This is a genomic window from Devosia sp., from assembly GCF_028290645.1.
GTDB lineage: Bacteria > Pseudomonadota > Alphaproteobacteria > Rhizobiales > Devosiaceae > Devosia_A.
On the sequence record NZ_JAQGJL010000073.1, the window covers coordinates 1 to 21,237 of the forward strand.

Annotated in this window: 21 protein-coding genes and 1 tRNA gene; 17 read left to right on the top strand and 5 right to left on the bottom strand. The window is 65.5% G+C overall.

Translation table 11 applies throughout. The features are described 5' to 3' along the window. Nucleotides 1–2,188 (bottom strand): serine/threonine-protein kinase (locus JWQ89_RS03770; protein WP_299638531.1); only part of this gene is annotated, 2,188 nt, incomplete at its 3' end. Between the two features lie 727 nt (nucleotides 2,189–2,915). Between JWQ89_RS03770 and JWQ89_RS03775 the strand changes: the two genes are divergently transcribed. Continuing rightward, nucleotides 2,916–3,962: a hypothetical protein gene (locus JWQ89_RS03775; protein ID WP_299638532.1), complete on the top strand. Its 1,047-nt coding sequence runs from the start codon at nucleotides 2,916–2,918 to the stop codon at nucleotides 3,960–3,962. 320 nt (nucleotides 3,963–4,282) lie between these two features. On the opposite strand, the gene JWQ89_RS03780 is transcribed toward JWQ89_RS03775, so the two are convergent. The 4 genes from JWQ89_RS03780 to JWQ89_RS03795 all read right to left on the bottom strand — a co-directional run bounded on the left by JWQ89_RS03780 (nucleotide 4,283) and on the right by JWQ89_RS03795 (nucleotide 7,201). Beyond that, the gene (locus JWQ89_RS03780) at nucleotides 4,283–4,525 is read right to left on the bottom strand and encodes an excalibur calcium-binding domain-containing protein (RefSeq protein WP_366143962.1); all 243 of its coding nucleotides are present in this window, start codon (nucleotides 4,523–4,525) and stop codon (nucleotides 4,283–4,285) included. 283 nt (nucleotides 4,526–4,808) lie between these two features. Next, on the bottom strand, nucleotides 4,809–5,144 hold the full coding sequence (locus JWQ89_RS03785) for a hypothetical protein (RefSeq protein ID WP_299638534.1): 336 nt from the start codon (nucleotides 5,142–5,144) through the stop codon (nucleotides 4,809–4,811). A gap of 1,364 nt (nucleotides 5,145–6,508) precedes the next feature. After that, nucleotides 6,509–6,859, bottom strand: coding sequence for a hypothetical protein (locus JWQ89_RS03790; protein ID WP_299638536.1), 351 nt, complete (start codon nucleotides 6,857–6,859; stop codon nucleotides 6,509–6,511). Between the two features lie 252 nt (nucleotides 6,860–7,111). After that, nucleotides 7,112–7,201 (bottom strand) — tRNA-Ser (locus JWQ89_RS03795). Nucleotides 7,202–7,295: 94 nt separating this feature from the next. Here JWQ89_RS03795 and JWQ89_RS03800 point away from each other — a divergent pair. From JWQ89_RS03800 to JWQ89_RS03875, 16 genes are all read left to right on the top strand, one after another. Next, complete coding sequence (locus tag JWQ89_RS03800; RefSeq protein ID WP_299638538.1) at nucleotides 7,296–7,745, top strand: gamma-glutamylcyclotransferase family protein; 450 nt, start codon at nucleotides 7,296–7,298, stop codon at nucleotides 7,743–7,745. A 225-nt stretch (nucleotides 7,746–7,970) separates the two neighbouring features. Next, nucleotides 7,971–8,570 carry a 50S ribosomal protein L21 gene (gene rplU / locus JWQ89_RS03805; RefSeq protein ID WP_299638539.1) on the top strand — a complete coding sequence of 200 codons (600 nt, stop codon included), beginning with the start codon at nucleotides 7,971–7,973 and terminating at the stop codon, nucleotides 8,568–8,570. Nucleotides 8,571–8,582: 12 nt separating this feature from the next. After that, the gene (gene rpmA, locus JWQ89_RS03810; RefSeq protein WP_299638541.1) at nucleotides 8,583–8,852 is read left to right on the top strand and encodes a 50S ribosomal protein L27; all 270 of its coding nucleotides are present in this window, start codon (nucleotides 8,583–8,585) and stop codon (nucleotides 8,850–8,852) included. Between the two features lie 136 nt (nucleotides 8,853–8,988). After that, nucleotides 8,989–9,657, top strand: a complete 669-nt coding sequence (locus JWQ89_RS03815) for a Type 1 glutamine amidotransferase-like domain-containing protein (RefSeq protein ID WP_299638543.1) — start codon at nucleotides 8,989–8,991, stop codon at nucleotides 9,655–9,657. After that, on the top strand, nucleotides 9,657–10,301 hold the full coding sequence (locus JWQ89_RS03820; protein ID WP_299638545.1) for a GNAT family N-acetyltransferase: 645 nt from the start codon (nucleotides 9,657–9,659) through the stop codon (nucleotides 10,299–10,301). The genes JWQ89_RS03815 and JWQ89_RS03820 overlap by 1 nt, the downstream gene beginning before the upstream one ends. 142 nt (nucleotides 10,302–10,443) lie before the next feature. Further along, on the top strand, nucleotides 10,444–11,013 hold the full coding sequence (locus tag JWQ89_RS03825) for a GNAT family N-acetyltransferase (protein ID WP_299638546.1): 570 nt from the start codon (nucleotides 10,444–10,446) through the stop codon (nucleotides 11,011–11,013). Then, nucleotides 11,010–12,053 carry a GTPase ObgE gene (obgE, locus tag JWQ89_RS03830; protein ID WP_299638548.1) on the top strand — a complete coding sequence of 348 codons (1,044 nt, stop codon included), beginning with the start codon at nucleotides 11,010–11,012 and terminating at the stop codon, nucleotides 12,051–12,053. The genes JWQ89_RS03825 and obgE overlap by 4 nt, the downstream gene beginning before the upstream one ends. Further along, nucleotides 12,053–13,189, top strand: coding sequence for a glutamate 5-kinase (gene proB / locus JWQ89_RS03835; protein WP_299638550.1), 1,137 nt, complete (start codon nucleotides 12,053–12,055; stop codon nucleotides 13,187–13,189). The genes obgE and proB overlap by 1 nt, the downstream gene beginning before the upstream one ends. Beyond that, entirely contained in the window at nucleotides 13,189–14,472 is a 1,284-nt protein-coding gene (locus JWQ89_RS03840) for a glutamate-5-semialdehyde dehydrogenase (protein WP_299638552.1), read from the top strand. The genes proB and JWQ89_RS03840 overlap by 1 nt, the downstream gene beginning before the upstream one ends. A 139-nt stretch (nucleotides 14,473–14,611) precedes the next feature. After that, complete coding sequence (locus JWQ89_RS03845) at nucleotides 14,612–15,238, top strand: nicotinate-nucleotide adenylyltransferase (protein ID WP_299638554.1); 627 nt, start codon at nucleotides 14,612–14,614, stop codon at nucleotides 15,236–15,238. 181 nt (nucleotides 15,239–15,419) lie between these two features. After that, nucleotides 15,420–15,806, top strand: coding sequence for a ribosome silencing factor (gene rsfS / locus JWQ89_RS03850; protein WP_366143963.1), 387 nt, complete (start codon nucleotides 15,420–15,422; stop codon nucleotides 15,804–15,806). A 79-nt stretch (nucleotides 15,807–15,885) separates the two neighbouring features. Then, on the top strand, nucleotides 15,886–16,365 hold the full coding sequence (rlmH, locus tag JWQ89_RS03855) for a 23S rRNA (pseudouridine(1915)-N(3))-methyltransferase RlmH (RefSeq protein WP_299638558.1): 480 nt from the start codon (nucleotides 15,886–15,888) through the stop codon (nucleotides 16,363–16,365). Between the two features lie 197 nt (nucleotides 16,366–16,562). After that, nucleotides 16,563–17,996, top strand: a complete 1,434-nt coding sequence (locus tag JWQ89_RS03860) for a peptidoglycan DD-metalloendopeptidase family protein (protein ID WP_299638559.1) — start codon at nucleotides 16,563–16,565, stop codon at nucleotides 17,994–17,996. Nucleotides 17,997–18,002: 6 nt separating this feature from the next. After that, a complete protein-coding gene (locus JWQ89_RS03865) occupies nucleotides 18,003–19,361 on the top strand; it encodes a S41 family peptidase (RefSeq protein WP_366143964.1) in 1,359 nt (452 codons plus the stop codon). Nucleotides 19,362–19,586: 225 nt separating this feature from the next. Continuing rightward, a complete protein-coding gene (locus JWQ89_RS03870; protein WP_299638563.1) occupies nucleotides 19,587–20,723 on the top strand; it encodes a divergent polysaccharide deacetylase family protein in 1,137 nt (378 codons plus the stop codon). Beyond that, on the top strand, nucleotides 20,723–21,237 hold a 515-nt coding region (locus tag JWQ89_RS03875), incomplete at its 3' end, for an RNA pyrophosphohydrolase (protein WP_299638565.1). The genes JWQ89_RS03870 and JWQ89_RS03875, both read left to right, overlap by 1 nt.

Here is a 21,237-nt window from a genome sequence, read left to right on the forward strand (position 1 = left end):
GGTCGATCGTCGCCACCTGCGTCTTCTCGTCCCGGTCCACCAGCCCCGCGGCCCCACGATTGAGCTGGTTCGCAACATCGAACAGATGCTCGGCGACTTGGTCGTCGGTCATGCTCGCCAGCAGTACGCGGCCGATGCGCAAGTGGGCCTCGACGCGCTGCGGTTCGGGGATCAGCGAATAGGCCGCCTGCTGGATGCGGTCATGGAGGAATCTGAAGGCACCCTCGTGGTGGAAGACAAGCCCAGCGCGGACGGCCTCCCACAGTGCCGCGTGGATCGCCTCCTCCGTTTCCCCGTTGACCAGGGCCAAGGTGGTGACGTCGGCGACATTGCCCAGGCATGCGAGCTTCTTCAGGGCCTCCTGGGTCGGGGGAGTAAACCGCTGTAGTTTTGCGGCCATGAGGTCCACGACGTTGTCGGTGAAGCTCTTGGCGCCGATGCGATTCATATCCCATTGCCAGGCTGGCGCGACAGAATCGAACACGAGGAGCCCCTCTTCGGCGAGCGCCGTCAGGAACTGGATGGCGAAGAACGGATTGCCGCCCGTCTTTTCCTGAATGAGTTGCGCCAAGGGCCGCACACGCTCCGGCTCAGCATGCACGGCATCGGCGACGAGGTGGCCGACATCGTCGAATCCAAGAGGCGCCAGCACCATCTCCTCGACCCGCGCTCCGCCATTGCGGATCGCCTCCAGCGTCCGCGTCAGCGGGTGAGACGGACTGACCTCGTTGTCCCGGTAGGCGCCCACCAGCAGCAGGTGCCGCACGTCCGAGTGCGTGAGCAGATGTTCGAGAAGCTCGAGGGTCGCGGTATCGAGCCATTGCAAATCGTCGAGGAACAGCGCCAGCGGGTGCTCCTTGCGCGCGAATACGCCGAGCAAGCCCCGGAACACCGACTGGAAGCGATTCTGCGCATCGCGCGGCGGCAGCTCCGGAACGGGCGGCTGGGCGCCGATGACCAGTTCCAGTTCGGGAACCAGCTCCACCATCAGTTGGCCGTTCGGCTCGACCGCCTCCTTGAGGGCACGACGCCACTGGTCCAGCTCGGCCTCGCTCTTGACGAGGATCTGGCGGACCAGGGTTCGCAGGGCCTGGGCCAGGGTGGCATACGGGATGTCGCGCTTGTACTGGTCGAACTTGCCGGAGGCGAACAGGCCGCGAGGCGGAACGAGCGCTTTCTGCAGTTCGTTCACCACCGAGGTCTTGCCGATACCGGCATAGCCGGAGACGAGCACCAGTTCGGGAGCGCCCTCGGCCACTACACGGTCGAAAGAAGCGAATAGCGCATCGATTTCGCGCTGCCGCCCGTACAGCTTTTCCGGGATCAGCAGCCGGTCGGAGGCGTCGTGCGCACCCAGCGGAAATGGCTCGATGCGGTGAGCCGTCTCCCACTCGGCCAGGCACTGCCGCAGATCGACCGCAAGGCCGGCCGCGGTCTGGTAGCGCTCCTCGGCGGTCTTGGCCAGCAGCTTCATCACGATCGCCGCAAGCGGCCCCGGGATGCCGGCGACCCGCTCGTCGGGTGGCGTCGGCTGCCGGGCGATGTGGCAGTGCACCCACTCCATCGGGTCGGCCGCGGTGAACGGCAGCGTTCCGGTGAGGATCTCGTAAAACGTGATCCCGAGAGAGTAGAGATCGCTGCGGGCATCGATCGAGCGGTTCATCCGGCCAGTCTGCTCGGGCGCCATGTACGCGAGGGTTCCGGCGATCACCTCCGGCGGGGTGGCGGCCTGATGCTCGCGCGGCAGGCGCGAGGCGATGCCGAAGCCGGTGAGCCAGACACCACCGCTTTCGAGGTCCACCAGGATATTGGCCGGCTTGAGGTTCTTGTGGATCAGCCCGCGCCCATGCATCCGGCCGATTGCGGCCGCGAGCGGGATCGCGATGCGCAGGAACTGCGTCACCTCCATCGGCTGGCCGAGCAGTTGATCGAGTGGCTGCCCGCCGGGGTCCTCGAGCACCAACGCCATGCGGCCGTCGAGGCGAGACAAGGCTAGTGGCCGGACAGCCCACTCGGCATCCAGTTCGGCCTTGAGCTCATGTTCATGTTCGAGCTGCTTGAGAGACTCGCGCGTGGGGTCCCCGATGGGCGCGACCAGCAGGATCGGGTCGAGGCCGTCGCCCGAGCCGCGGTAGAGCGTGAAATCACCCCCCCGCAGCGCCGAGAACACATAGCCCGAGAGCTCCATCGTAAGGACCTCCTCAAGAGTTCCCCAAGCGTTCCCCAAGCCAACGTGAACGTTAACGCTTTCCCATCTCCCCCTGAAGGCTAAATCAACGTGCTGATCCCCGATGTAGAGAACTTGACACCGGGAGCCTGCCTTGTATCCGGATGCCGCCCCACCAGAGATGCCGCTCGCTGGCAATTGCCGGATGGGACCGAGCGACAAGGGTATTTGGCGCAAACCGAATAAGCCGATAGCCCGCGTCCAAGGTACTGTACCCCTCGCGAGCTGCTCATGATGATTGCCGGAGCCCGGCGAGAGACAGGACGGCATCCCCGAGTAGACCTATCGCCCACCGGCGCCCCGGGCCGACCGCCGCGAACGATGCCGGATGTTTCAGATTTCGGCATCTCTGAAACAGATGCATTTCGGTCACGTCCACTGGCAAGGAAACCAGGGGCGGTACGCACGATCTGCGGCGGGTTGTACTCAATCGTCGCAAGGAATAGCTTCCGATCAAGAACATATCAGGCGCCCCGGACCCAATTCAGATACTCTCTAGCGCCCGGCTGCGTGCGCAAGGACACGAGGAATTTGAGGGGGTTGGGCGTAACCGGGGAGACGGGCTATGTCGTCAAGGCATGTGTGGTTGGCGTCGATCCTTTTGCTGGCCTGGGGGGGAACGACGCCGCTGGCGCTGGGGCAGAAGGCACCTCCTGTCCCAGGGGTGCAGGCTACCGCACCACCTACCTTGATCCCCGTACTGCGGCTCGGCGATGCGACCAACTATCTCGAGTTCTATGGGGAGATCGACAAGGGGCTGCTGATCTACGACGACGGCTACCAGACTTACGATTTCTTTCCCGTCGACAACGCCAATTTCCCAACGCTCGCGGGCTTCTATCTGGTGGGGACCATGAACGGTGGTTATACTATCACAGCCAACCTCGAGGCTCAGTGGACCCCTCTCTACACCAACACCGTGAACCAACTCGTCCCCGACACGCTCTTTCCGACGGATTTCCTGCTTCGCAAGGCGGAAGTCTACATCAAGGGCGACAAGGGCACGGTGTGGATCGGCCACGGCAACATGGCGTCGATGCCAAGCGCCCAGTACGACATTTCCGGCACGTCGGTCGTCGCCCTGTCGGCGGTTGAGAACATGGCAGGGGGTCTCTACCTCCGGTACGCCGACGGTACGCTTTCAACCGTGAAGATCCTCGACGTGTTCAATAACTTCAACGGCCTGGGGCGCAGGCTGCGCATCCGCTACGACACGCCGGCCGTCAACGGCCTGTATTTCTCCGCATCGGTCGGGACGGTGATTGTGCCAACCGCGACCGGCGTGCTCGGCTATGACATTGCGGCGATTTACAACAATACCGTAGGCGACTTCCAGCTTTCGGGATCGCTGGCTGCGTCAGTGCCGGAAGCCGGCTGGGCCCTCATCGACGGTTCCTTCTCGGCCCTGCATGTGCCGACGGGACTGAGCGTGACGGTGGCGGGGGCGGTCGAGCACGCCCCGACGACCGACCCGCACTACGGCTATGTCAAGCTGGGCTACCAGCAGAGCTGGTTCGACTTCGGCAAGACCGCCCTCTCGGTCGACGCCTATCTTGGCGCGGATATCTACACCGCGGGGGACCAGAGCAGGTCGGTCGGCGCCCAGCTCGTGCAGAACATCGACTACCTGCAGACCCAGCTCTATCTGGGCGCTCGACTGTACCAGTACGACGACCCAGCCTTCAGCTACCGCGATGGCGTGGCCGTCCTGACCGGAGCCATGGTGAGCTTCTGACGACGCTTCATGCGCTGGAGGGCTGATGGTCCAGATCTTCCGTCGCGGCCGCCGCCCCATGGTCAAGGCGACGGGCGTGGCCTACGCGTAGGCGATCCGAGCGAAGGGTACGTTATGCGCACAGCCAGTGGCCGGAAGCGATCTCATGCGGCCATTAGCCGAGATATCGTTGCCTGCGCCCAGCCGAGATTGATTTTGGCGGCGGTAGGGTGAGGCGGGCTCCCGGCCGCGCTGAGGCCGCCAGGTTCAGCGCCCGGCGGCGACACCAAATTGCACTAGGGTCCAAAGGTTGCCGTCCAATATGATCGGTGCAGTCGAATTCAATTGTTGCTCCCACAAAGCGTCTCGCACGGCGCCCCGTCACCATCCCCGTCGAGCTTCCCGCCCCACGAGCAGTTGTAGAGGTAATACTCTGCCTCTTCGCAAGAACCGATCTTCCCGCAGGTCTTTCGCGGCTGGCACGACCATGACTGAGCGGTGTCGCGTGGCTGGTAGATAGTCGGATCCGGCGCGCTTACTAGGCCGGCCAACGCAGCCACCAGTGCGGTGGCGGCGACCATCATTCCCTCACTCGCTCAGAATTCACTAGCGCCTCGCCGAGGCGCGTCAGTGTCTGCTCAACAGATTTGCCGGCAGCATCTGCCAGCGCCGCTCCTCCACCGCCACAGGCAAAGCCCGCATCGCCCTGTGAGTGGCCCGCACCTGAAACCGTACTCCCCAGGAGACGCCCTTTTCGGCCGTCCACCGTAATCGACGCGACAATGTCGACATCGGTCTCGATTCCGGCACTCCAAAAGCCCGGAACGACCCTGAGACGCCCGTCAACGGACTCTCCGCGGACAACTATCATGCCGCGTGCGCCCCGTTTTGCGAGTTCGGTGCGATCGACAGGTGCAGGCACGATCTCATTTCCGCGACGACGTTAGAAAGCGTCTGGCGCACCGATTCCGAAAACGACCCCGACAGTTGGAGGGGATAGTTGTGAGCCGAGCAGTTGAAGTCCGAAGGCTTTATCGGTCGATCCAATGGCGTTGCGTCAACGAACAAGAGGTACTTACCCGCCAGCTTGCCTTCATACGACGAGTATACATTGTAGGAGCCAACTGCGATCGGCTTAGCTGCATATGAGCAGGCGGAAAGAAGCACGGCGGCACTCACTGCAGCCAACAAACAAAATTTCATTGGAACCCCCATCCCAGCGGACAATGAAGCACGCCCCCGTGAACGTCGCAATGCTCGCGTTTACACTCGGTTAACCTACAGGGCACCCCGAATGGCACCAGACTGCGACCGCCTTGTTGCGGAGGTCGAAACTATTCGGCTGCGCAAATTTCGGCCCGCGACAAAGACGCAAGGACGCAGGCCAATGCGCTTGCCGGCATCGCCCCCGCACGTCGAAGGGGATTTCTGCCCGGTATGCCACCGTGACTTCAGCGAAGTGGATCAGGGTTCCCTGACAGCTCACATCGCACCGACCATTGCCAGCCTGACGGGCGACGCCGCCGCCTCCCCCTGACTAGTCCTGGTCGCACGGGCTCTGGGCCACGAGCGATCAGGAGCTAGTTTCGCCGCCCTAGGGGCAGTCGTTCATGCCGCCACGCTCTAGCGAACCGGGCGAGACGACTTGCGGCTCAAGTCATTCCAGCCGTTGGGACTAAGCGTCCAGTCCGTGGCATCGTTCGTCGCACCGAGCGTCAGCCGCAGCCTGACACCAAACCGCGCCTCATAGGCGGACGTGGATATGAGATAGTGGCACCCGCCCCTCCTCTGCTTGAGGCGCATGAACGGTTGCGCGAAGCTCTCATCTTCAAAGTCGAAGTTATATAGCAACTCCGTGGCGCGAGTTGGCGTGACGTGAAAAACGCGCTGCTACTTCATCATGCTACGGACTGTTCGCAAGAAGCCGATAAAGTGCGCCGAGCAAAAGTGACCGTCCAACCGGTCACGCTCCTTACTGAGTGGATTCGGCCCATGCCGGAACGACTCGACCGTTCGGCCGCCGCAAATGTCCTCGACGATAATCGGCACAGCAGTCTTTGCGTCGTAGCTTATCGGTACAAGGGCTCCAACGTGGCATAGGCCTCAGCCAACCGCTTGAAGATCTCAGCCGGGCTAACGATCATAGTGGTCATATCGATGTCCTGAATTGAAGCAAGCACGGCGCCTGCTACAACCCTTTACCGACCGACGTCGGGGCATCTGGCGATCGAACAACGCGAGTCCATTGGCGCCCAGAGCCGTCCTAGCCCCGCTCCGAGATGACGACAAGAAACGGGGATTACACTCATTTGCGAACATGAAGACGGCGGGCAGCTGGGGTCGGCGTCGGCTGTTCACCAACTGGCAAGCCAACGATCGACTTTTGGAGGTACCGAGAGCTGTCACCCACCAGGCCGATGGTCCCGATTTTGAGATTTGCGGTTGTCACACCTGCGGCGACAGCCGCCTTGTTGAAGGCCACAAAGGAGGACTGGCACTTTCGGAGTGCCGCCGTGCACGTTCCGGTGGTCACTCGTTCCGTGCTGCATCAGTTGGCTAGCAACGACCTAGCTCTGGTGTCCGCTAGCTTCCCACGGCCACGAATCCGGGGTGTCGAAATAGTCGAATAGCCATCTCGTTTCGTCTCTGCCCATCTTAACGTTGAAGGGGAACCCGAATTTTTCGTCGAACGCCGCCGTCGAGCGAACGGTTAGTTTGCCGTGCTTCAACTTAGCGGTGGTGAGGTGCCCGAACTTGAGGACGCAAATCGTGACCAGCATGCAGAACTCCGGGCCAAATTGCTCGTCAACGAAGAAAAGCAGTTGGGATACGCTACGTCGTCCCTGATCCGCATCTTGCTCGTTTGCTTTGTAAAGGGAGCCGAGGATTTCGGCGACGTTTGCGAGTTGAGTGCGCATAGATATGTCCTGGGTTTGAAGCAGGCACAGCGCCTGCCACAACCCTTTACCGATCGCACTGGGGGCGTCATGCCGACCCAAACCGGAAGTCTGGCGGCATCCGAGAGCGTCCAGCGCCCATCCGCCACCGCACACATGACCGTGTCCAGATTCGTCCAACCACATCCCGCCGGCCACGAGGGGCGAAATGTGGGGCGCGCCTGCGGCGCGATCACATTATCACAACAAACACAACGTCTTAGGAATAGAGAGTGGCGGAGAGGGAGGGATTTGAACCCCCGATGGAGTTGCCCCCATGCCGCATTTCGAGTGCGGTGCAATCGACCACTCTGCCACCTCTCCGCGAGGTCGAACACGCGTTGCCGCGGCTGGTCGAGACGGGCGGGCTTATGGCATAGCATGGGGGACGCTGCAACACTCTTCGGCTCCGCCATCCATGACTCTTCCGCTCTTTGTCTATGGCACCCTGCGCGACCCCCATCTCCTCGCCGCCGTGCTCGGCAGGGCGCTGGGGCCGGGGAAGGTGCACGCGGCACGGGCGCCGGGGTTTCGCGCCGTGCCCTACGCCCATCGCGTCTATCCCGCCCTGATCCGCGTTCCCGGCGCCGCGGCCGAGGGCCTGCTGCTCACCGACCTCTCCCCCTTCGAGCGCGACCTGCTTGATGCCTTCGAAGGCGAGGAGTATCGCCGTGCCCCGATCGCGGTGATGGTTGAAGAAGGGCTGTTCGAGGCCGATGCCTATCTGCCGGCGATCGCCGTGCCCGATGCCGGCGCCGACTGGTCACTGAGCCGCTGGCAGAAAGAGCACAAGCCGCGCGTCATCGGGGCCGAAGCGGCCAGCGCTGCCGAGATCCGGGCCCGGCTCATCGCGGTGTGGCCCAACTAGCCGATTGCGCCCCCATCCAAGCTTGACTCCGCATCGGTTTCCCACGATAAGGCCGCTCGAATTGCGTGCCGTTTCTGCGGCGCGCATTTTTGGTTGTTTCAACCGCTGTCCGAGGCCGCCGCTGACTTAGGGTCGGCAGCCCATCCCGAAGTCCGCAGGATCAGGCATCGCCTGCGGCGCCACAGGGCGCGATAACGAAGAGGTCCGGGATATCCCGGCAAAGCTATGACGTTTGCAGTGATCAAGACCGGCGGCAAGCAATACAAGGTTGCCGCCAATGACGTGGTGAAGATCGAAAAGCTCGACGCCCAGCCCGGCGACGTGGTCACCTTCGACCAGGTCCTGATGGTCGGCGACGGCGATGCGGTCACCGTTGGCGCACCGCTCGTCGCCGGTGCCCTGGTCGCAGGCCAGTTCATCGCCACCGAGAAAGAGCGCACCGTCATCATCCTGAAGAAGGAGCGCCGCCAGCATTACGATCGCCGGAACGGCCATCGCCAGCGCCTGTCGACCGTTCGTATCACCGAGATCCTCGCGGGCGGCGCCAAGCCGACCACCCAGGTCGACGAGATCGCCAGGGCCCGCGCCGAAAAGCGTGCTGCCGCCGCTGCCGGCACGGCCAGCGTGACCGAGGCCGCGAGGGCCAGGGCCGCGACCAAGTCAGCACCGGCCAATGTCAAGGCCGAGGCTCCGGCCGCTGCCGAGACCAAGGCTCCTGCCAAAAAGGCAGCGCCCAAGAAGGCCGCCGCCGACACCGCGGACAAGCCCGCAACTGCAAAGAAGCCGGCGGCCAGGAAGGCCGCTCCCAAAGCAGACCAGGAATAAGGAGAGTAACCGATGGCACATAAGAAGGCAGGCGGTTCCTCCCGCAACGGTCGCGATACGGCTGGCCGACGTCTCGGCGTCAAGAAGTTCGGTGGCGAAGCTGTGATCGGCGGCAACATCATCATCCGCCAGCGCGGCACCAAATGGCATCCGGGCACCGGTGTCGGCATGGGCATCGACCATACCATCTACGCCCTCATCCCCGGCACCGTGGCGTTCAAGACCCGCGCCAAATCCAAAGTCTACGTGTCGGTACTTCCGGCAGCACAAGCCGCAGAATAACCCGGTGAGGTCTAAGAACCCCTGCCGGAGACCAGCTCCCCGGCAAGGCGACTAGGCAGTCCGCCGCGCGACAAGATCCAAGGGGAGCCGGAATCCGGTTCCCCTTTTTTCTTTTTCGTCGTGAGGGCGGCTGAAAATGAGACTGTACCTGAGCTCCTACCGGATCGGCGACCGCGCCGGTTCGCTGCTCGCGCTCCTCGGCGACCGCAAGCGCGCCGCCATCATCGAGAACGCCCGTGACAACATTTCGCCCGCGGCACGGGAGCTTTACCGCACGGAGGCCTACGACCCGCTGGTCGAACTCGCCTCGCTCGGCATAGCGGGCGCGCCGCTCGATCTTCGCAACCATTTCGGCGATCCCGAAGGCCTCCGCGCCCGGCTGAGCCAGTTCGACCTGGTCTGGGTCACCGGCGGCAACGCATTCGTGCTTCGCCGCGCCATGAAGCAGTCCGGTTTCGATGACCTCATTGTCGAAATGCTCGACAATGACCAGATCGTCTATGGCGGCTTCTCCGCCGGAGCGGTGGTGGCAGCGCCGAGCCTCGAAGGCATCCATCTGATGGACGATCCCGACGAGGCGCCGGACAGCTATCATCGCGACACGGTGTGGGACGGGCTCGGGCTGATCGACCATGCGATCGTCCCGCATTATCGCTCGGCCCACCCCGAAAGTGCCTCGGCGGAGCGCGCGGTGCGGCACCTGTCGAGCCGCGGTCTCCGCTACCGCGCGCTGCGCGATGGCGAGGTGATCGTCTGGACCGAGGACCGGCGGGCCTCGGCCGATCCGATGCGGAGGATTGCGTGATGAAGAAGCTCAACGACGACGAGGATGCCCTCCCGAGGCGCCGGCCCCATCTGATGGGCCCCGCCGCGCAGGCCAAGGCGCTAGCCGAGGCGACGGCGAAGCTCGCCGCCCGCCGCCAGCGCGATGCCCTGCCCCATCGCATCGAGACGCCGCGGCTGGTGCTGCGCGCCCCGATTCGCGGCGACGTACCCGATCTGGTGAAGCTCGCCGACAACAAGGCGATCTACGAGGTGCTGGCGCGCCTCCCCCACCCCTACACCCGCGCCGACGGCATCGCCTTCGTCGAGATCTACGCCCAGCGCCCCGACGAGCGGCCCTACGCGATCACGCTCAAGGACCAGTTCGTCGGCGTCGTCGGCCTGACCTTCCGCCCCGATAGCCCGCCCGAGCTCGGCTATTGGCTGGGCGAGCCCTACTGGGGCAAGGGGTTGATGAGCGAGGCGGTCAAAGGCATCCTCGAGGCGGCATTCGCCACGCACCTGTTCCCGAACATCAAGTCGCGCGCGCTGAAAACCAACCTCCGCTCGCAACGCGTCCTCGAAAAGGCCGGGTTCATCAAGACCCACGAAGCCCCCGACACCGTCGGCAACGTCGTGGGCAAGGACGCTGTGTTCTACATGCTGGAGCAGCCGAAATGGAGCTGACCCTCCCCAGCGCCAGCGCGTCGAGACCTCGCTCCGGCAAAGCAACAGGCGTCTCCCTCCCCCTCCTACAGGGGGAGGGGACAGGGGTGGGGGTCAGCGCGCACCGGCCTCGCGATATTCTCCCGCGCATTGGAACACCCCTATGGACGTGACGCTCCGCACCCCCCGCCTCACCCTGCGCCAGCCGCTGATGGACGATGCCGCCCGCATCGCCCGCTTCCTCGATAACTTCGCCGTCGCCGGCAACCTGAGCCGTGTCCCCTACCCCTACCGGCTCGCCGACGCCAAGGCCTGGCTGCGCACCTGGCGCCCCGATACCCCGGCCGGCGAAACCGGCTTCATGATCGATCTCGACGGCGAGGGCGTGATCGGCAATGTCGGCTTCCATCGCGACATCGAGGGCACCGTCATCGGCTACTGGCTGGCCCAGCCGTTCTGGAACCGCGGGCTGATGAGCGAGGCGGTGCGCGGCGCGCTCGACTGGTATTTCACCACCACCGCAGTGCCCACCCTCGGCTCCGGCGTGTTCCACTTCAACAAGGCCTCGCTCGCCATCCAGAAAAAGGTTGGATTCATCGAGATCGGCACCTCCACGCGCCTTTGCCTTGCGCGCGGTGAGGAGGTGCGCCATATCGACACCGAACTGACACGAGCAGCCTGGGCGGCGCATCGCGGCACCGTCGGCGAGCGCCGCCAGCAAGGAACGACATGAAATTTCTCGACCAGGCGAAGGTCTTCGTACGCTCCGGCAATGGCGGTGCCGGCGCGGTGTCGTTCCTGCGCGAGAAATTCGTCGAGTTCGGCGGGCCCAACGGCGGCAACGGCGGGCGCGGCGGCGACGTCATCATCAAGTGCGTCGATGGGCTCAACACCCTCATCGACTATCGCTTCCAGCAGCACTTCAAGGCCGCCACCGGCACCCACGGCATGGGCAAGGATCGCCATGGCGCCAAGGGCGAGGACACCATCCTCAAGGTTCCGGTCGGCACGCAGGTCTATGAGGAAGACAACGAGACGCTGATCATCGACTTCACCGAGGTCGGCCAGGAAGTCGTGCTGCTCTCGGGCGGCAATGGCGGCTTCGGCAACGCCCATTTCAAGACCTCGGCCAACCAGGCACCGCGCCGCGCCAATCCCGGCCTCGAAGGCACCGAAAAGTGGATCTGGCTGCGCCTGAAGCTGATCGCCGATGCCGGCCTCGTCGGCCTACCCAACGCCGGCAAGTCGACCTTCCTCGCCGCGGTCTCGGCCGCGAAGCCCAAGATCGCGGACTATCCCTTCACCACGCTCCACCCCAATCTGGGCGTCGTCTCGATCGGCGAGCGCGATTTCGTCCTCGCCGATATTCCAGGCCTGATCGAGGGCGCCCATGAAGGCGCCGGCATCGGCGACCGCTTCCTCGGCCACGTCGAGCGCTGCGCCGTGCTGATCCACCTGATCGACGGCACTCAGGATGACGTGAAGCTCGCCTACACCACCATCCGGCACGAGCTCGAAGCCTATGCCGAGGAGCTGGCGGACAAGCCCGAGATCCTCGTCCTCAACAAGATCGACGCGCTCGATGCCGATGCCATCAAGGAAAAGACCAAGGTCCTGAAGAAGGTCAGCAAGGCCGAAGTGCTGACCACCTCCGGCGTCACCGGCCAGGGCGTCGACCAGGTCCTCTATCGCGTCCTCGCCTACATGGACGCCGAGAAGGCCGAAAAAGCCGAAATCGAACGCCGCAAGGCGGAGCCCACCTGGGTGCCCTGATGGCCAACGCGCTCGCGCCGTACCGGCGCCTGACCATCAAGATCGGCTCCGCCCTCCTCGTCGACGGCACGACCGGCAAACTCCGCGCCGAATGGCTCGCCTCGCTCGCTGCCGACCTCGCGGCGCTAAAAGCCGACGGCGTCTCGCTGGTCATCGTCTCCTCCGGCGCCATCGCCCTCGGCCGAAAGCTGCTGCAGCTCGACGCCCGCATCCTGCCGCTCGATCAGAGCCAGGCCGCCGCCAGCGCCGGCCAGATCGCCCTGAGCCAGGCCTGGGCCGCGGCCCTCGCCGAGCACGGCATCGTCACCGGCCAGATTCTCCTTACCCCCAACATCACCGAGGAACGCCGCTACTTCCTCAACGCCCGCACCACCATCTCGACCCTCCTGGACCTCGGCGCCATCCCGATCATCAACGAGAACGATTCCGTCGCCACCGCCGAAATCCGCTACGGTGACAACGACCGCCTCTCGGCCCGCGTCGCGACCATGATCGAGGCCGACTGCCTCATCCTCCTCTCCGATGTCGACGGCCTCTACACCGCCCCGCCCAGCAAGGACCCGACCGCCAAGCACCTGGCTTTCGTGCCCGCCATCACGGCGGAGATCGACGCCATGGCCGGCGGCGCCGCCAGCCACCTGAGCCGCGGCGGCATGACCACGAAGGTTGAGGCCGGGAAGATCGCGACCCAGGCCGGCACCGCCATGATCATCGCCAGGGGCACCGAGAACCATCCGCTCAAGGCCCTTACCGAAGGCGCGCGCCACACGCTCTTCGCCCCCGCCGAGAGCCGCGCCCAGGCGCGGAAACGCTGGATCATGGGCCACCTCGAACTGCTCGGCACCATCCATGTCGATGCCGGCGCCGCCCGCGCGCTGCTCAGCGGCAAGAGCCTCCTCCCCATCGGCGTCACCCGCGTCACCGGCGAGTTCGGCCGCGGCGACGCCGTCGCCATCTTCGATCCCGACGGCCGCGAAATCGCCCGCGGCCTTGCCGGGCTCGGCCGCGAGGAGGCCGATCTGGTAAAGGGCAAGAACTCGTCCCGCGTCGAGGAACTGCTCGGCCTCGGGACCCGCTCCGAACTCATCCACCGTGATAACATGGTGGTGCTGATGGGCCTGGAGGCCAAAGTCTGATGAGCGCAGCCGAAGCCTTGGGCACCGACCTCAGCGGCATCATGCTCGATATCGGCCGGCGCGCCCGCGCCGCCGCCGGCGTCCTCGCCTTCGCCACGCCCGAGAGCAAGGTCAAGGCCCTCCATGCCGCCGCCGAAGCCATCGACACCCGCCGTGACGACATCCTCTCCGCCAATGCCCTCGACATGCGCGCCGCCGAGGGCAAGGGCATCTCGAACGCCTTTCTCGACCGGCTGCAGCTCAGCGACAAGCGGATCGACGGCATGATCGAGGGCCTCCGCACCATCGCCGACCTGCCCGAGCCGGTCGGCAAGGTCATGGCAGAGTGGACCCGCCCCAACGGCCTCACCATCTCCCGCATCTCGACCCCGCTCGGCGTCATCGGCGTCATCTTCGAAAGCCGCCCCAACGTCACTTCCGATGCCGGCGCGCTGACGCTCAAGGCCGGCAATGCCGTTATCCTCCGAGGCGGCTCCGACAGCGTCAACTCGACCCGCGCCATCCACGCCTGCCTCGTCGAGGGCCTCAAAGCCGCGGGCCTCCCCGCCGACGCCATCCAGATCGTCCCCACCACCGACCGCGCGGCGGTGGGCGAGATGCTGCGCGGGCTCGCCGGCAATATCGACGTCATCGTCCCCCGCGGCGGCAAGACCCTCGTCGCCCGCGTCCAGTCCGAAGCCCGCGTCCCGGTCTTCGCCCATCTCGAAGGCATCTGCCACACCTTCATCGATGCCTCGGCCGAGCTCGGCATGGCCGTCGACGTCACCCTCAACGCCAAGATGCGCCGCACCGGCGTCTGCGGCGCCACCGAGACGCTGCTGGTGCATCGCGCGGTCGTCGACACGCACCTGAAGCCGGTGATCGCGGCGCTTATCCAGAGGGGCTGCGAGATCCGCGGCGATGCCACCGTCGCCGCCATGATCCCCGAAGCCATCCCCGCCACTGAGGCCGACTGGCACACCGAATACGAGGACGCGATCCTCTCGGTGAAGATCGTCGCCGATGTCGGCGAAGCCATCGCCCATATCGGCAAGTATTCCTCGCACCACACCGAGGCGATCATCAGCGAAGACCCGGCCGCGGTGATGCGCTTCTTCAACGAGATCGACTCGGCGATCCTGCTCCACAATGCCTCCACCCAGTTCGCCGACGGCGGCGAGTTCGGCTTCGGCGGCGAGATCGGCATCGCCACCGGCAAGTTCCACGCCCGCGGCCCGGTCGGCGTCGAGCAGCTCACGAGCTTCAAATACCTCGTCGAAGGCAACGGGCAGACGCGGCCTTGAGGGAGAAAGACACCCCCCTCCCAACCTCCCCCACAAGGGGGGAGGTGCCCGCTGGTGACCTGGGTCCGATCGCGCTAAGCACTCGACTCTTCACCTCCCCCCTTGTGGGGGAGGCCGGGAGGGGGCTCTCTGCTTCAACATGAACACCCTCCCCCCCGACATCACCGCCCTCCCCCCTTGCGGCTCCGGCCTCCGCATCGGCATCTTCGGCGGCAGCTTCAACCCCATCCATGATGGCCACCGCCTCGTCGCCGAGCAGTGCCTCCGCCGCCTCGATCTCGATGCCGTCTGGCTCCTCGTCTCCCCCGGCAATCCGCTGAAGGACCACACCGAGCTCGCCCCGCTGGAAACCCGCGTCCAGGCTGCCCGCGCCATGACCGCCAACCCGCGCATCCACGTCACTGGCGTCGAGGCCGCACACCAGTTCAGCTACTCCGTCGATACCCTCGAATGGCTGGTCGAGGCCTGCCCCGACACCCGTTTCGTCTGGATCATGGGCGCCGACAACCTTGCCCAGTTCGACCGCTGGGAGCGCTGGCAGGATATCGCCAACCTCATGCCCATCGCCGTCTATTCCCGCCCCGGCTCGACCTTCCACGCCACCGTGTCGAAGGCGGCCATTGCGCTGAAGAAACACCGTCTGCCCGAGGACGCCGCCGAGCATCTCGCCGACAGCGAGCCGCCCGCCTGGGTCTACCTCCACGGCATCACCTCGCCCCAGTCTTCGAGTGCTATCCGGGCCCGCCGCAAAGCTTCTGCCAATTGATTAGAATAGGCTGCCTTGCAGAACGCCAAACGAAGCGTCATATTGCGGGAGTAGTGGTTATTCGCCACTCAGGATGGGACAGGATTGATAGCTACGCATTTGCTAGCCTTTCGACCCAACAACCAAGGACAGCTGAAACACGCATGACCCGTGCTTGTCTTGCATGGGCTGAGGCCATTTGATGGCGTCGCCCAGGAAGAAAACCGAACCCGCCCCGGTGGCCGTAGCCCCGGAACCCCACATGATCGATCTGGTGCTGAAGAGCCTTGACGATGCCAAGGCCGAGCAGACCGTTGCTATCGATATCACCGGCAAATCGTCCCTGACCGACCACATGGTGGTGACGTCGGGGCGCTCGAACCGGCATGTCGGCGCCGTCGCCGACCAGCTGGTCAAGGCGCTGCGCGAAGCCGGTTTCGGCAAGCCACGGATCGAAGGACTACCGCACGCCGATTGGGTGCTGGTCGATGCCGGCGACGTCATCGTCCACATCTTCCGGCCAGAAGTGCGCGAGTTCTACAACATCGAGAAGATGTGGGCGGTCGATTTCGCCGCCGACGGTCGCTAGTCGCTGTGATTGGTCGCGTGATCGAACCGGAAAAGTCCGCAACTTTTCCTGATCACGCTTAGCTGACGGCTGCCCCGCCTTGCGCATCGCCATCGCCGCCATCGGCCGCATGAAGCAGGGCCCCGAACGCGAGCTCGTCGCGCGCTATCTCGACCGTGCCAAAGCCGCGGGGAAGCCCCTCGCGCTCACCGGCTTCGACGTCATCGAATTCGCCGAATCCCGCGCCGCGACCACCGATATCCGCAAGGCCGACGAAGCGGCGACCCTCCGCTCCGCCCTCCCCGAAGGCATCCGCATCGCGCTCGACGAGCACGGCAAGACCATGCAGTCGGCCGCCTTCGCCGGCCAGCTCGCCCGCTGGCGCGACGACGGCCGCCAGGCGGTCAGCTTCATCATCGGCGGCGCCGACGGGCTCGAGCCCGCCTTCCTCCGCGCAGCCGACCTGACCCTCAGTTTCTCCCCCCTCACCTGGCCCCACCAGCTCGTCCGCATCATGCTGGCCGAGCAGCTTTACCGCGCCACCACCATCCTCTCGGGCCACCCGTATCACCGGGAGTGAACCGCCGGTCCGAGATAGCTGCGCGGCCTCAGTTCTTGCGTCTCCCTCCCCCTTGTGGGGAGGGATCAAGGGTGGGGGTGGCCGCACGCTCCGGACCACGCATGTTACTCTCTACGCCATGCAAAAGACAAACCCGCAGTGTTTCTCCGCCTGCGCTATGGTCGCGTGATCATGATTCGGGTGAACCGGGAAGTTTGATGCCGGCAAAGGGCTGGTCGAGACGAGGAACCGCCGCGGGCGCCGTTCTGGCGCTGGCGCTCGCCACCGCCGCGATTGCGCAGCAGGCCGCGACGCCGGAGGTCCCGCCTGCACCTGCCGATGCAGTGCCGGCCACGGGAGCGGCTCCCCCCGCCACCGACCTCAACCTCCGCCCCTCCGTCGATTCGACCGTCCCGCCCGGCCCCGCCGTCGATCCGGCCATGGCCGAACAGCTGCAGGCGCTCGATAGCATCGAGGCCTCGATCTCCGTTTCCAGGGAGCGCGCCGACGCCCTGAAAAAGGAGATCGCCGACATGCAGGGCGATCGCACCAAGCAGAACGCCGCCCTGATCGCCGCCGCCGAGCGCGTCAAGCTCGCCGAAACCGACATCGTCGCACTGGAGGACAAGCTCGGCGACCTGATCGTCCAGGAGCTCGAAGTCCGCGGCCGGCTCGATGGCGCCGACAACAACATCTCCAACGTCCTCGCGGCGCTCGAACGCATCTCGCAGAACCCGCCGCCCGCGCTGATCGTCAACCCTTCCGACGCCCTCGGCTCCGCCCGCTCCGCCATCCTCATCGCCGCCATCCTCCCCGAGCTGAGGAAAAAGGCGGATGCCGTGATGGCCGACCTCACCAAGCTCGGCCAGATCAAGGCCGATGCGCTCGAGCAGCAGGGCAAGCTCGAGGCCAATCTCGAAATCCTCGAGGAAGAGCAGCTGAGGATCGGCACCCTGATCGCGGCGCGCAAGGAGAACGAGAACCGCGCCTCCACCGCGCTCGCCGAAGAAGAGGCCGAGGCCCAGGCGCTCGCCAGCAAGGCCACTTCGCTGAAGCAGCTGATCGACGATCTGCAGAAGCGCGCCGCCGCCGTCGCCACGGCTGCCCAGGCGACCGCTACCGCCAATGCCGGCGGCCCCGCCCCGACGCTCGACAAGGACACCGTGCGCCTTGCGCTCGCCAACACCAACCGCAGCGAGCCCGCCGTGCCATTCGCCCAGGCCAAGGGCTTCCTTGCCATGCCCTCGAGCGGTGTAACGGTGATCGATTATGGCGCCGGCGACGGCTTCGGCGGCATCTCGCGCGGGCTCTCCGTCGTCACCCGTGCCGACGCCCAGGTGGTCTCACCGGCCGATGGCTGGGTGATGTTCCAGGGCGACTACCTCAATTATGGCCAAATCGTCATCCTCAATGCCGGCCAGGACTACACCATCCTGCTTGCCGGGCTGGCGAAGGTTGACGTGCAGATCGGCCAGTTCGTGATGATGGGGGAACCCGTCGGCTCCATGGGATCACAGACAATTGGACGTACCGTCGCGACCAGTGCTGGCGTCTCCCGCCCGACCCTCTATATTGAAATGCGAAAGAACAATGAGCCCGTCGACCCCACGGGATGGTGGTCGCCGGCTTCGGTTCCAACCCAGAGTGGATAGAATTTGATGCGCTTGACGCCCCTCCGCATAGTCGCTTCGATGGCTGCCGTGTTCACGCTCGGCCTCGCCTGTGCTCCGCTGATCGCGCAGGACCAGACGCCCAAGGCCCCTGAAGCGACGCCGCCCGCAACCGCACCGCGCACCTCCGGCGAGGTCTATTCCGATCTCGACCTGTTCGGCGAGGTGTTCGACCGCATCCGCGCCGAGTATGTCGAGGCGCCCGATGAGCGAAAGCTCATCCACGCGGCGCTCCAGGGCATGCTCACCTCGCTCGACCCGCATTCGGGCTACATGGAGCCGGTCGAGTATTCCGACGTCCAGGAAGACACCACCGGCGAGTTCGGTGGCCTGGGCATCGAAGTGCAGATGGAAGACGGGGTGATCAAGGTGGTCTCTCCAATCGACGAGACCCCCGCCGCCAAGGCCGGCATCCTCGCCGGCGATTTCATCGTCGAGCTCGACGGCACCCAGGTGCAGGGCCTGACCCTCGACCAGGCGGTCGAGAAGATGCGCGGCCAGGTCGGCACCAAGATCAAGATCACCGTGGTGCGCGAAGGCGTCACCGATCCGCTGACCTTCGAGTTGACCCGCGACATCATCGCCACCCGCGCCGCCCGCTTCTCGATGGAAGGCGATGTCGGCGTCATCCGCCTCACCCGCTTCTCCGAGCAGGCCTTCGTCGGCATCCAGAAGGCCATCGACGACATGTACAAGGCCAATGACGGCAAGGCCCCCAAGGGCATCGTGCTCGATTTGCGCAACAATCCGGGCGGCCTCGTCGACCAGGCGGTGTTCGTCTCCGATGCCTTCCTTCATCAGGGCGCCGTGGTGCTGACCCGCGGCCGCATCGACAGCGAGAGTTCGCGCTACGACGCCAAGCCCGACGCCATCGACGAGAAGCTCGCCGATGTCCCGATGGTCGTGCTGATCAACGGCGGCTCGGCCTCCGCCGCCGAGATCGTCGCCGGCGCGCTGCAGGACCACAAGCGGGCGACGCTCGTCGGCACCCGCTCGTTCGGCAAGGGCTCGGTGCAGTCGATCATCCCGCTCGGCGCCGACGGCGCCATGCGGCTGACCACGGCGCGCTACTACACGCCCAACAACCGCTCGATCCAGGCCTCCGGCATCCAGCCCGACATCACCATCACCCAGGATGTCCCCGCCGAGTTCAAGGGCCGCGACGAGATCATCGGCGAAGCCGCGCTCCCCGGCCAGATCGGCGGCGGCACCGAGGAGAAGGCCACCGTCGGCTCCTCCGTCTACGTCCCCGCGGAAAAGGACAAGGACAACCAGCTGCAATACGCCATCAAGCTGATCGACGGCGTCGAAACCAACGCCGCCTACCCGCCCAAGGCGGCGAGCTGAAGCAGTCGGCGCCTCCCTCCCCCTTTGAGGGGAGGGAACGAGGGAGGGGGTGGTGCAGTCACCAGCGTAGCCACCCTACGACCCCCAGCCCCTCCCCGAATGGGAGGGGAGCGCAATCAGGGTTAACGCTTCGTTACCCTTTCTTCGCCACACAATGTGCCTGACCCGGGGCGGCCGCTTCGCCGCCCCGTTCGTATCCCCCTGAGGGGATGAAGGCGCGACAAGATGACCGACCTCAGTGCCCCGCTCGTCAGCCGCAAGGCCCGCAAGGCCAGGGCCGCGAATGCCGGCGCCGCCACGCCCCGTCGCCACGTCCCCGTCACCCGCATCGCCATCGGCCTCCTCGCCCTGATCGCGCTCGGCGCCACCGCCCGCATCATGCTGGTCGATGACCCCGAGGGCGGCCGCCCCAGCGCCACCGTCGATATCGCCAGCGCCGCCGGCTCGAACAGCGTCGCCGGCACCGTGGCGCCGGGCCCGGTCTCCATCACCGCCGATCCCGAGATGTTCCCCGCCGAGATGACCGACATCCCCGCGGAACAGGACCCGCCATTCGCCGATCCCACCGCCATCGATCCGGACCTCGTCGAAGAAACCGAGTTCGGCCCCATCCCCCGCATGTCGGCCACCGGCGAGACGCCGTTCGCGGCCTATTCGCGCCCCTCCGACACCCCGGCCACTGCCGGCGGCAAGCCGCTGGTCGCCATCGTCGTCTCCGGCCTCGGTCTCAACCTCGAGGGCACGCTCGAGGCCATCGACAAGCTGCCCGAGGACGTGACGCTGGCCTTCGCCCCGTACGGCAAGACCCTCGATCGCACCGTCGGCGCCGCCCGCGCCGAGGGCCACGAAATCTTCCTCGAAGTGCCCCTCGAGCCCTTCGACTATCCCGAGAATGACCCCGGCCCCGACACCCTCCTCACCGGCCAGGCGCCGCGCGACAATCTCGGCAAGCTCTTCAGCGTCATGGGCCGCTTCAGCGGCTATGTCGGACTCATCAACAACATGGGCGCCCGCTTCACGGCCTCGGGCGCCGATTTCGGCCCGATGATGGAGGAACTCGGCGCCCGTGGTCTCGGCTATCTCGACGACGGCTCCTCCAATCGCTCGCTCGCCCCGCAACTGGCAGGCGCCAACCGCGTTCCTTTCGGCCGGGTCGACATGATGATCGACGCCAACCCGGCGCGCGGACCCATCCTCGCCGCCCTCGCTGCGCTGGAAAAACAGGCGCGTGCCAACGGCTCCGCCATCGGCATCGTCTCGGCCTTGCCGGTCTCGGTGGAAGCGGTTAGCGAATGGGCCGCCGGCCTTGCCGAAAAGGGCATCGAGATCGTCCCGGCAAGCGCGCTCATGGGAGGGAAGTGATGCCGAACCGCGAAGACCTGCCTTATCGCGACTGCGCCGGCGCCGCCGTGTTCAACGCCGAGGGCCTGGTGTTCATCGGCCGCCGCATCGCCGAAGGCGACCCCGAGCACACCTCGGAGACCCAGTCGCCCTGGCAGATGCCGCAGGGCGGCATCGACAAGGGCGAAAAGCCGCTCGATGCCGCCTTCCGGGAACTGTTCGAGGAAACCTCGATCCACTCGGTCGAACTGGTCGCCGAGGCGCCCGACTGGATCTACTACGACCTGCCCGACGAGGCGCTCGGCATCGCGCTGAAGGGCCGGTACCGTGGCCAGCGCCAGCGCTGGTTCGCCTTCCGCTTCACCGGCAAGGACAGCGAAATCGACGTCGTCCACCCCGGCGGCGGCGCGCACTCGCCCGAGTTCGACAAATGGCGCTGGGAAAAGCTCGAAATCCTCCTCGACCTGATCGTCCCCTTCAAGCGCCAGGCTTACCTGCAGGTAGTCGAGGCCTTCCGGCACGTTCCGGCGGGGGT

Excerpts from the sequence above, each read along its gene's own strand:
- JWQ89_RS03780 (WP_366143962.1), bottom strand. The coding sequence starts at position 4,525 with ATGATGGTCGCCGCCACCGCACTGGTGGCTGCGTTGGCCGGCCTAGTA.
- JWQ89_RS03785 (WP_299638534.1), bottom strand. The coding sequence starts at position 5,144 with ATGAAATTTTGTTTGTTGGCTGCAGTGAGTGCCGCCGTGCTTCTTTCC.
- JWQ89_RS03790 (WP_299638536.1), bottom strand. The coding sequence starts at position 6,859 with ATGCGCACTCAACTCGCAAACGTCGCCGAAATCCTCGGCTCCCTTTAC.
- JWQ89_RS03800 (WP_299638538.1), top strand. The coding sequence starts at position 7,296 with ATGACTCTTCCGCTCTTTGTCTATGGCACCCTGCGCGACCCCCATCTC.
- rplU (WP_299638539.1), top strand. The coding sequence starts at position 7,971 with ATGACGTTTGCAGTGATCAAGACCGGCGGCAAGCAATACAAGGTTGCC.
- rpmA (WP_299638541.1), top strand. The coding sequence starts at position 8,583 with ATGGCACATAAGAAGGCAGGCGGTTCCTCCCGCAACGGTCGCGATACG.
- JWQ89_RS03815 (WP_299638543.1), top strand. The coding sequence starts at position 8,989 with ATGAGACTGTACCTGAGCTCCTACCGGATCGGCGACCGCGCCGGTTCG.
- JWQ89_RS03820 (WP_299638545.1), top strand. The coding sequence starts at position 9,657 with ATGAAGAAGCTCAACGACGACGAGGATGCCCTCCCGAGGCGCCGGCCC.
- JWQ89_RS03825 (WP_299638546.1), top strand. The coding sequence starts at position 10,444 with ATGGACGTGACGCTCCGCACCCCCCGCCTCACCCTGCGCCAGCCGCTG.
- obgE (WP_299638548.1), top strand. The coding sequence starts at position 11,010 with ATGAAATTTCTCGACCAGGCGAAGGTCTTCGTACGCTCCGGCAATGGC.
- proB (WP_299638550.1), top strand. The coding sequence starts at position 12,053 with ATGGCCAACGCGCTCGCGCCGTACCGGCGCCTGACCATCAAGATCGGC.
- JWQ89_RS03840 (WP_299638552.1), top strand. The coding sequence starts at position 13,189 with ATGAGCGCAGCCGAAGCCTTGGGCACCGACCTCAGCGGCATCATGCTC.
- JWQ89_RS03845 (WP_299638554.1), top strand. The coding sequence starts at position 14,612 with ATGAACACCCTCCCCCCCGACATCACCGCCCTCCCCCCTTGCGGCTCC.
- rsfS (WP_366143963.1), top strand. The coding sequence starts at position 15,420 with ATGGCGTCGCCCAGGAAGAAAACCGAACCCGCCCCGGTGGCCGTAGCC.
- JWQ89_RS03860 (WP_299638559.1), top strand. The coding sequence starts at position 16,563 with ATGCCGGCAAAGGGCTGGTCGAGACGAGGAACCGCCGCGGGCGCCGTT.
- JWQ89_RS03865 (WP_366143964.1), top strand. The coding sequence starts at position 18,003 with ATGCGCTTGACGCCCCTCCGCATAGTCGCTTCGATGGCTGCCGTGTTC.
- JWQ89_RS03870 (WP_299638563.1), top strand. The coding sequence starts at position 19,587 with ATGACCGACCTCAGTGCCCCGCTCGTCAGCCGCAAGGCCCGCAAGGCC.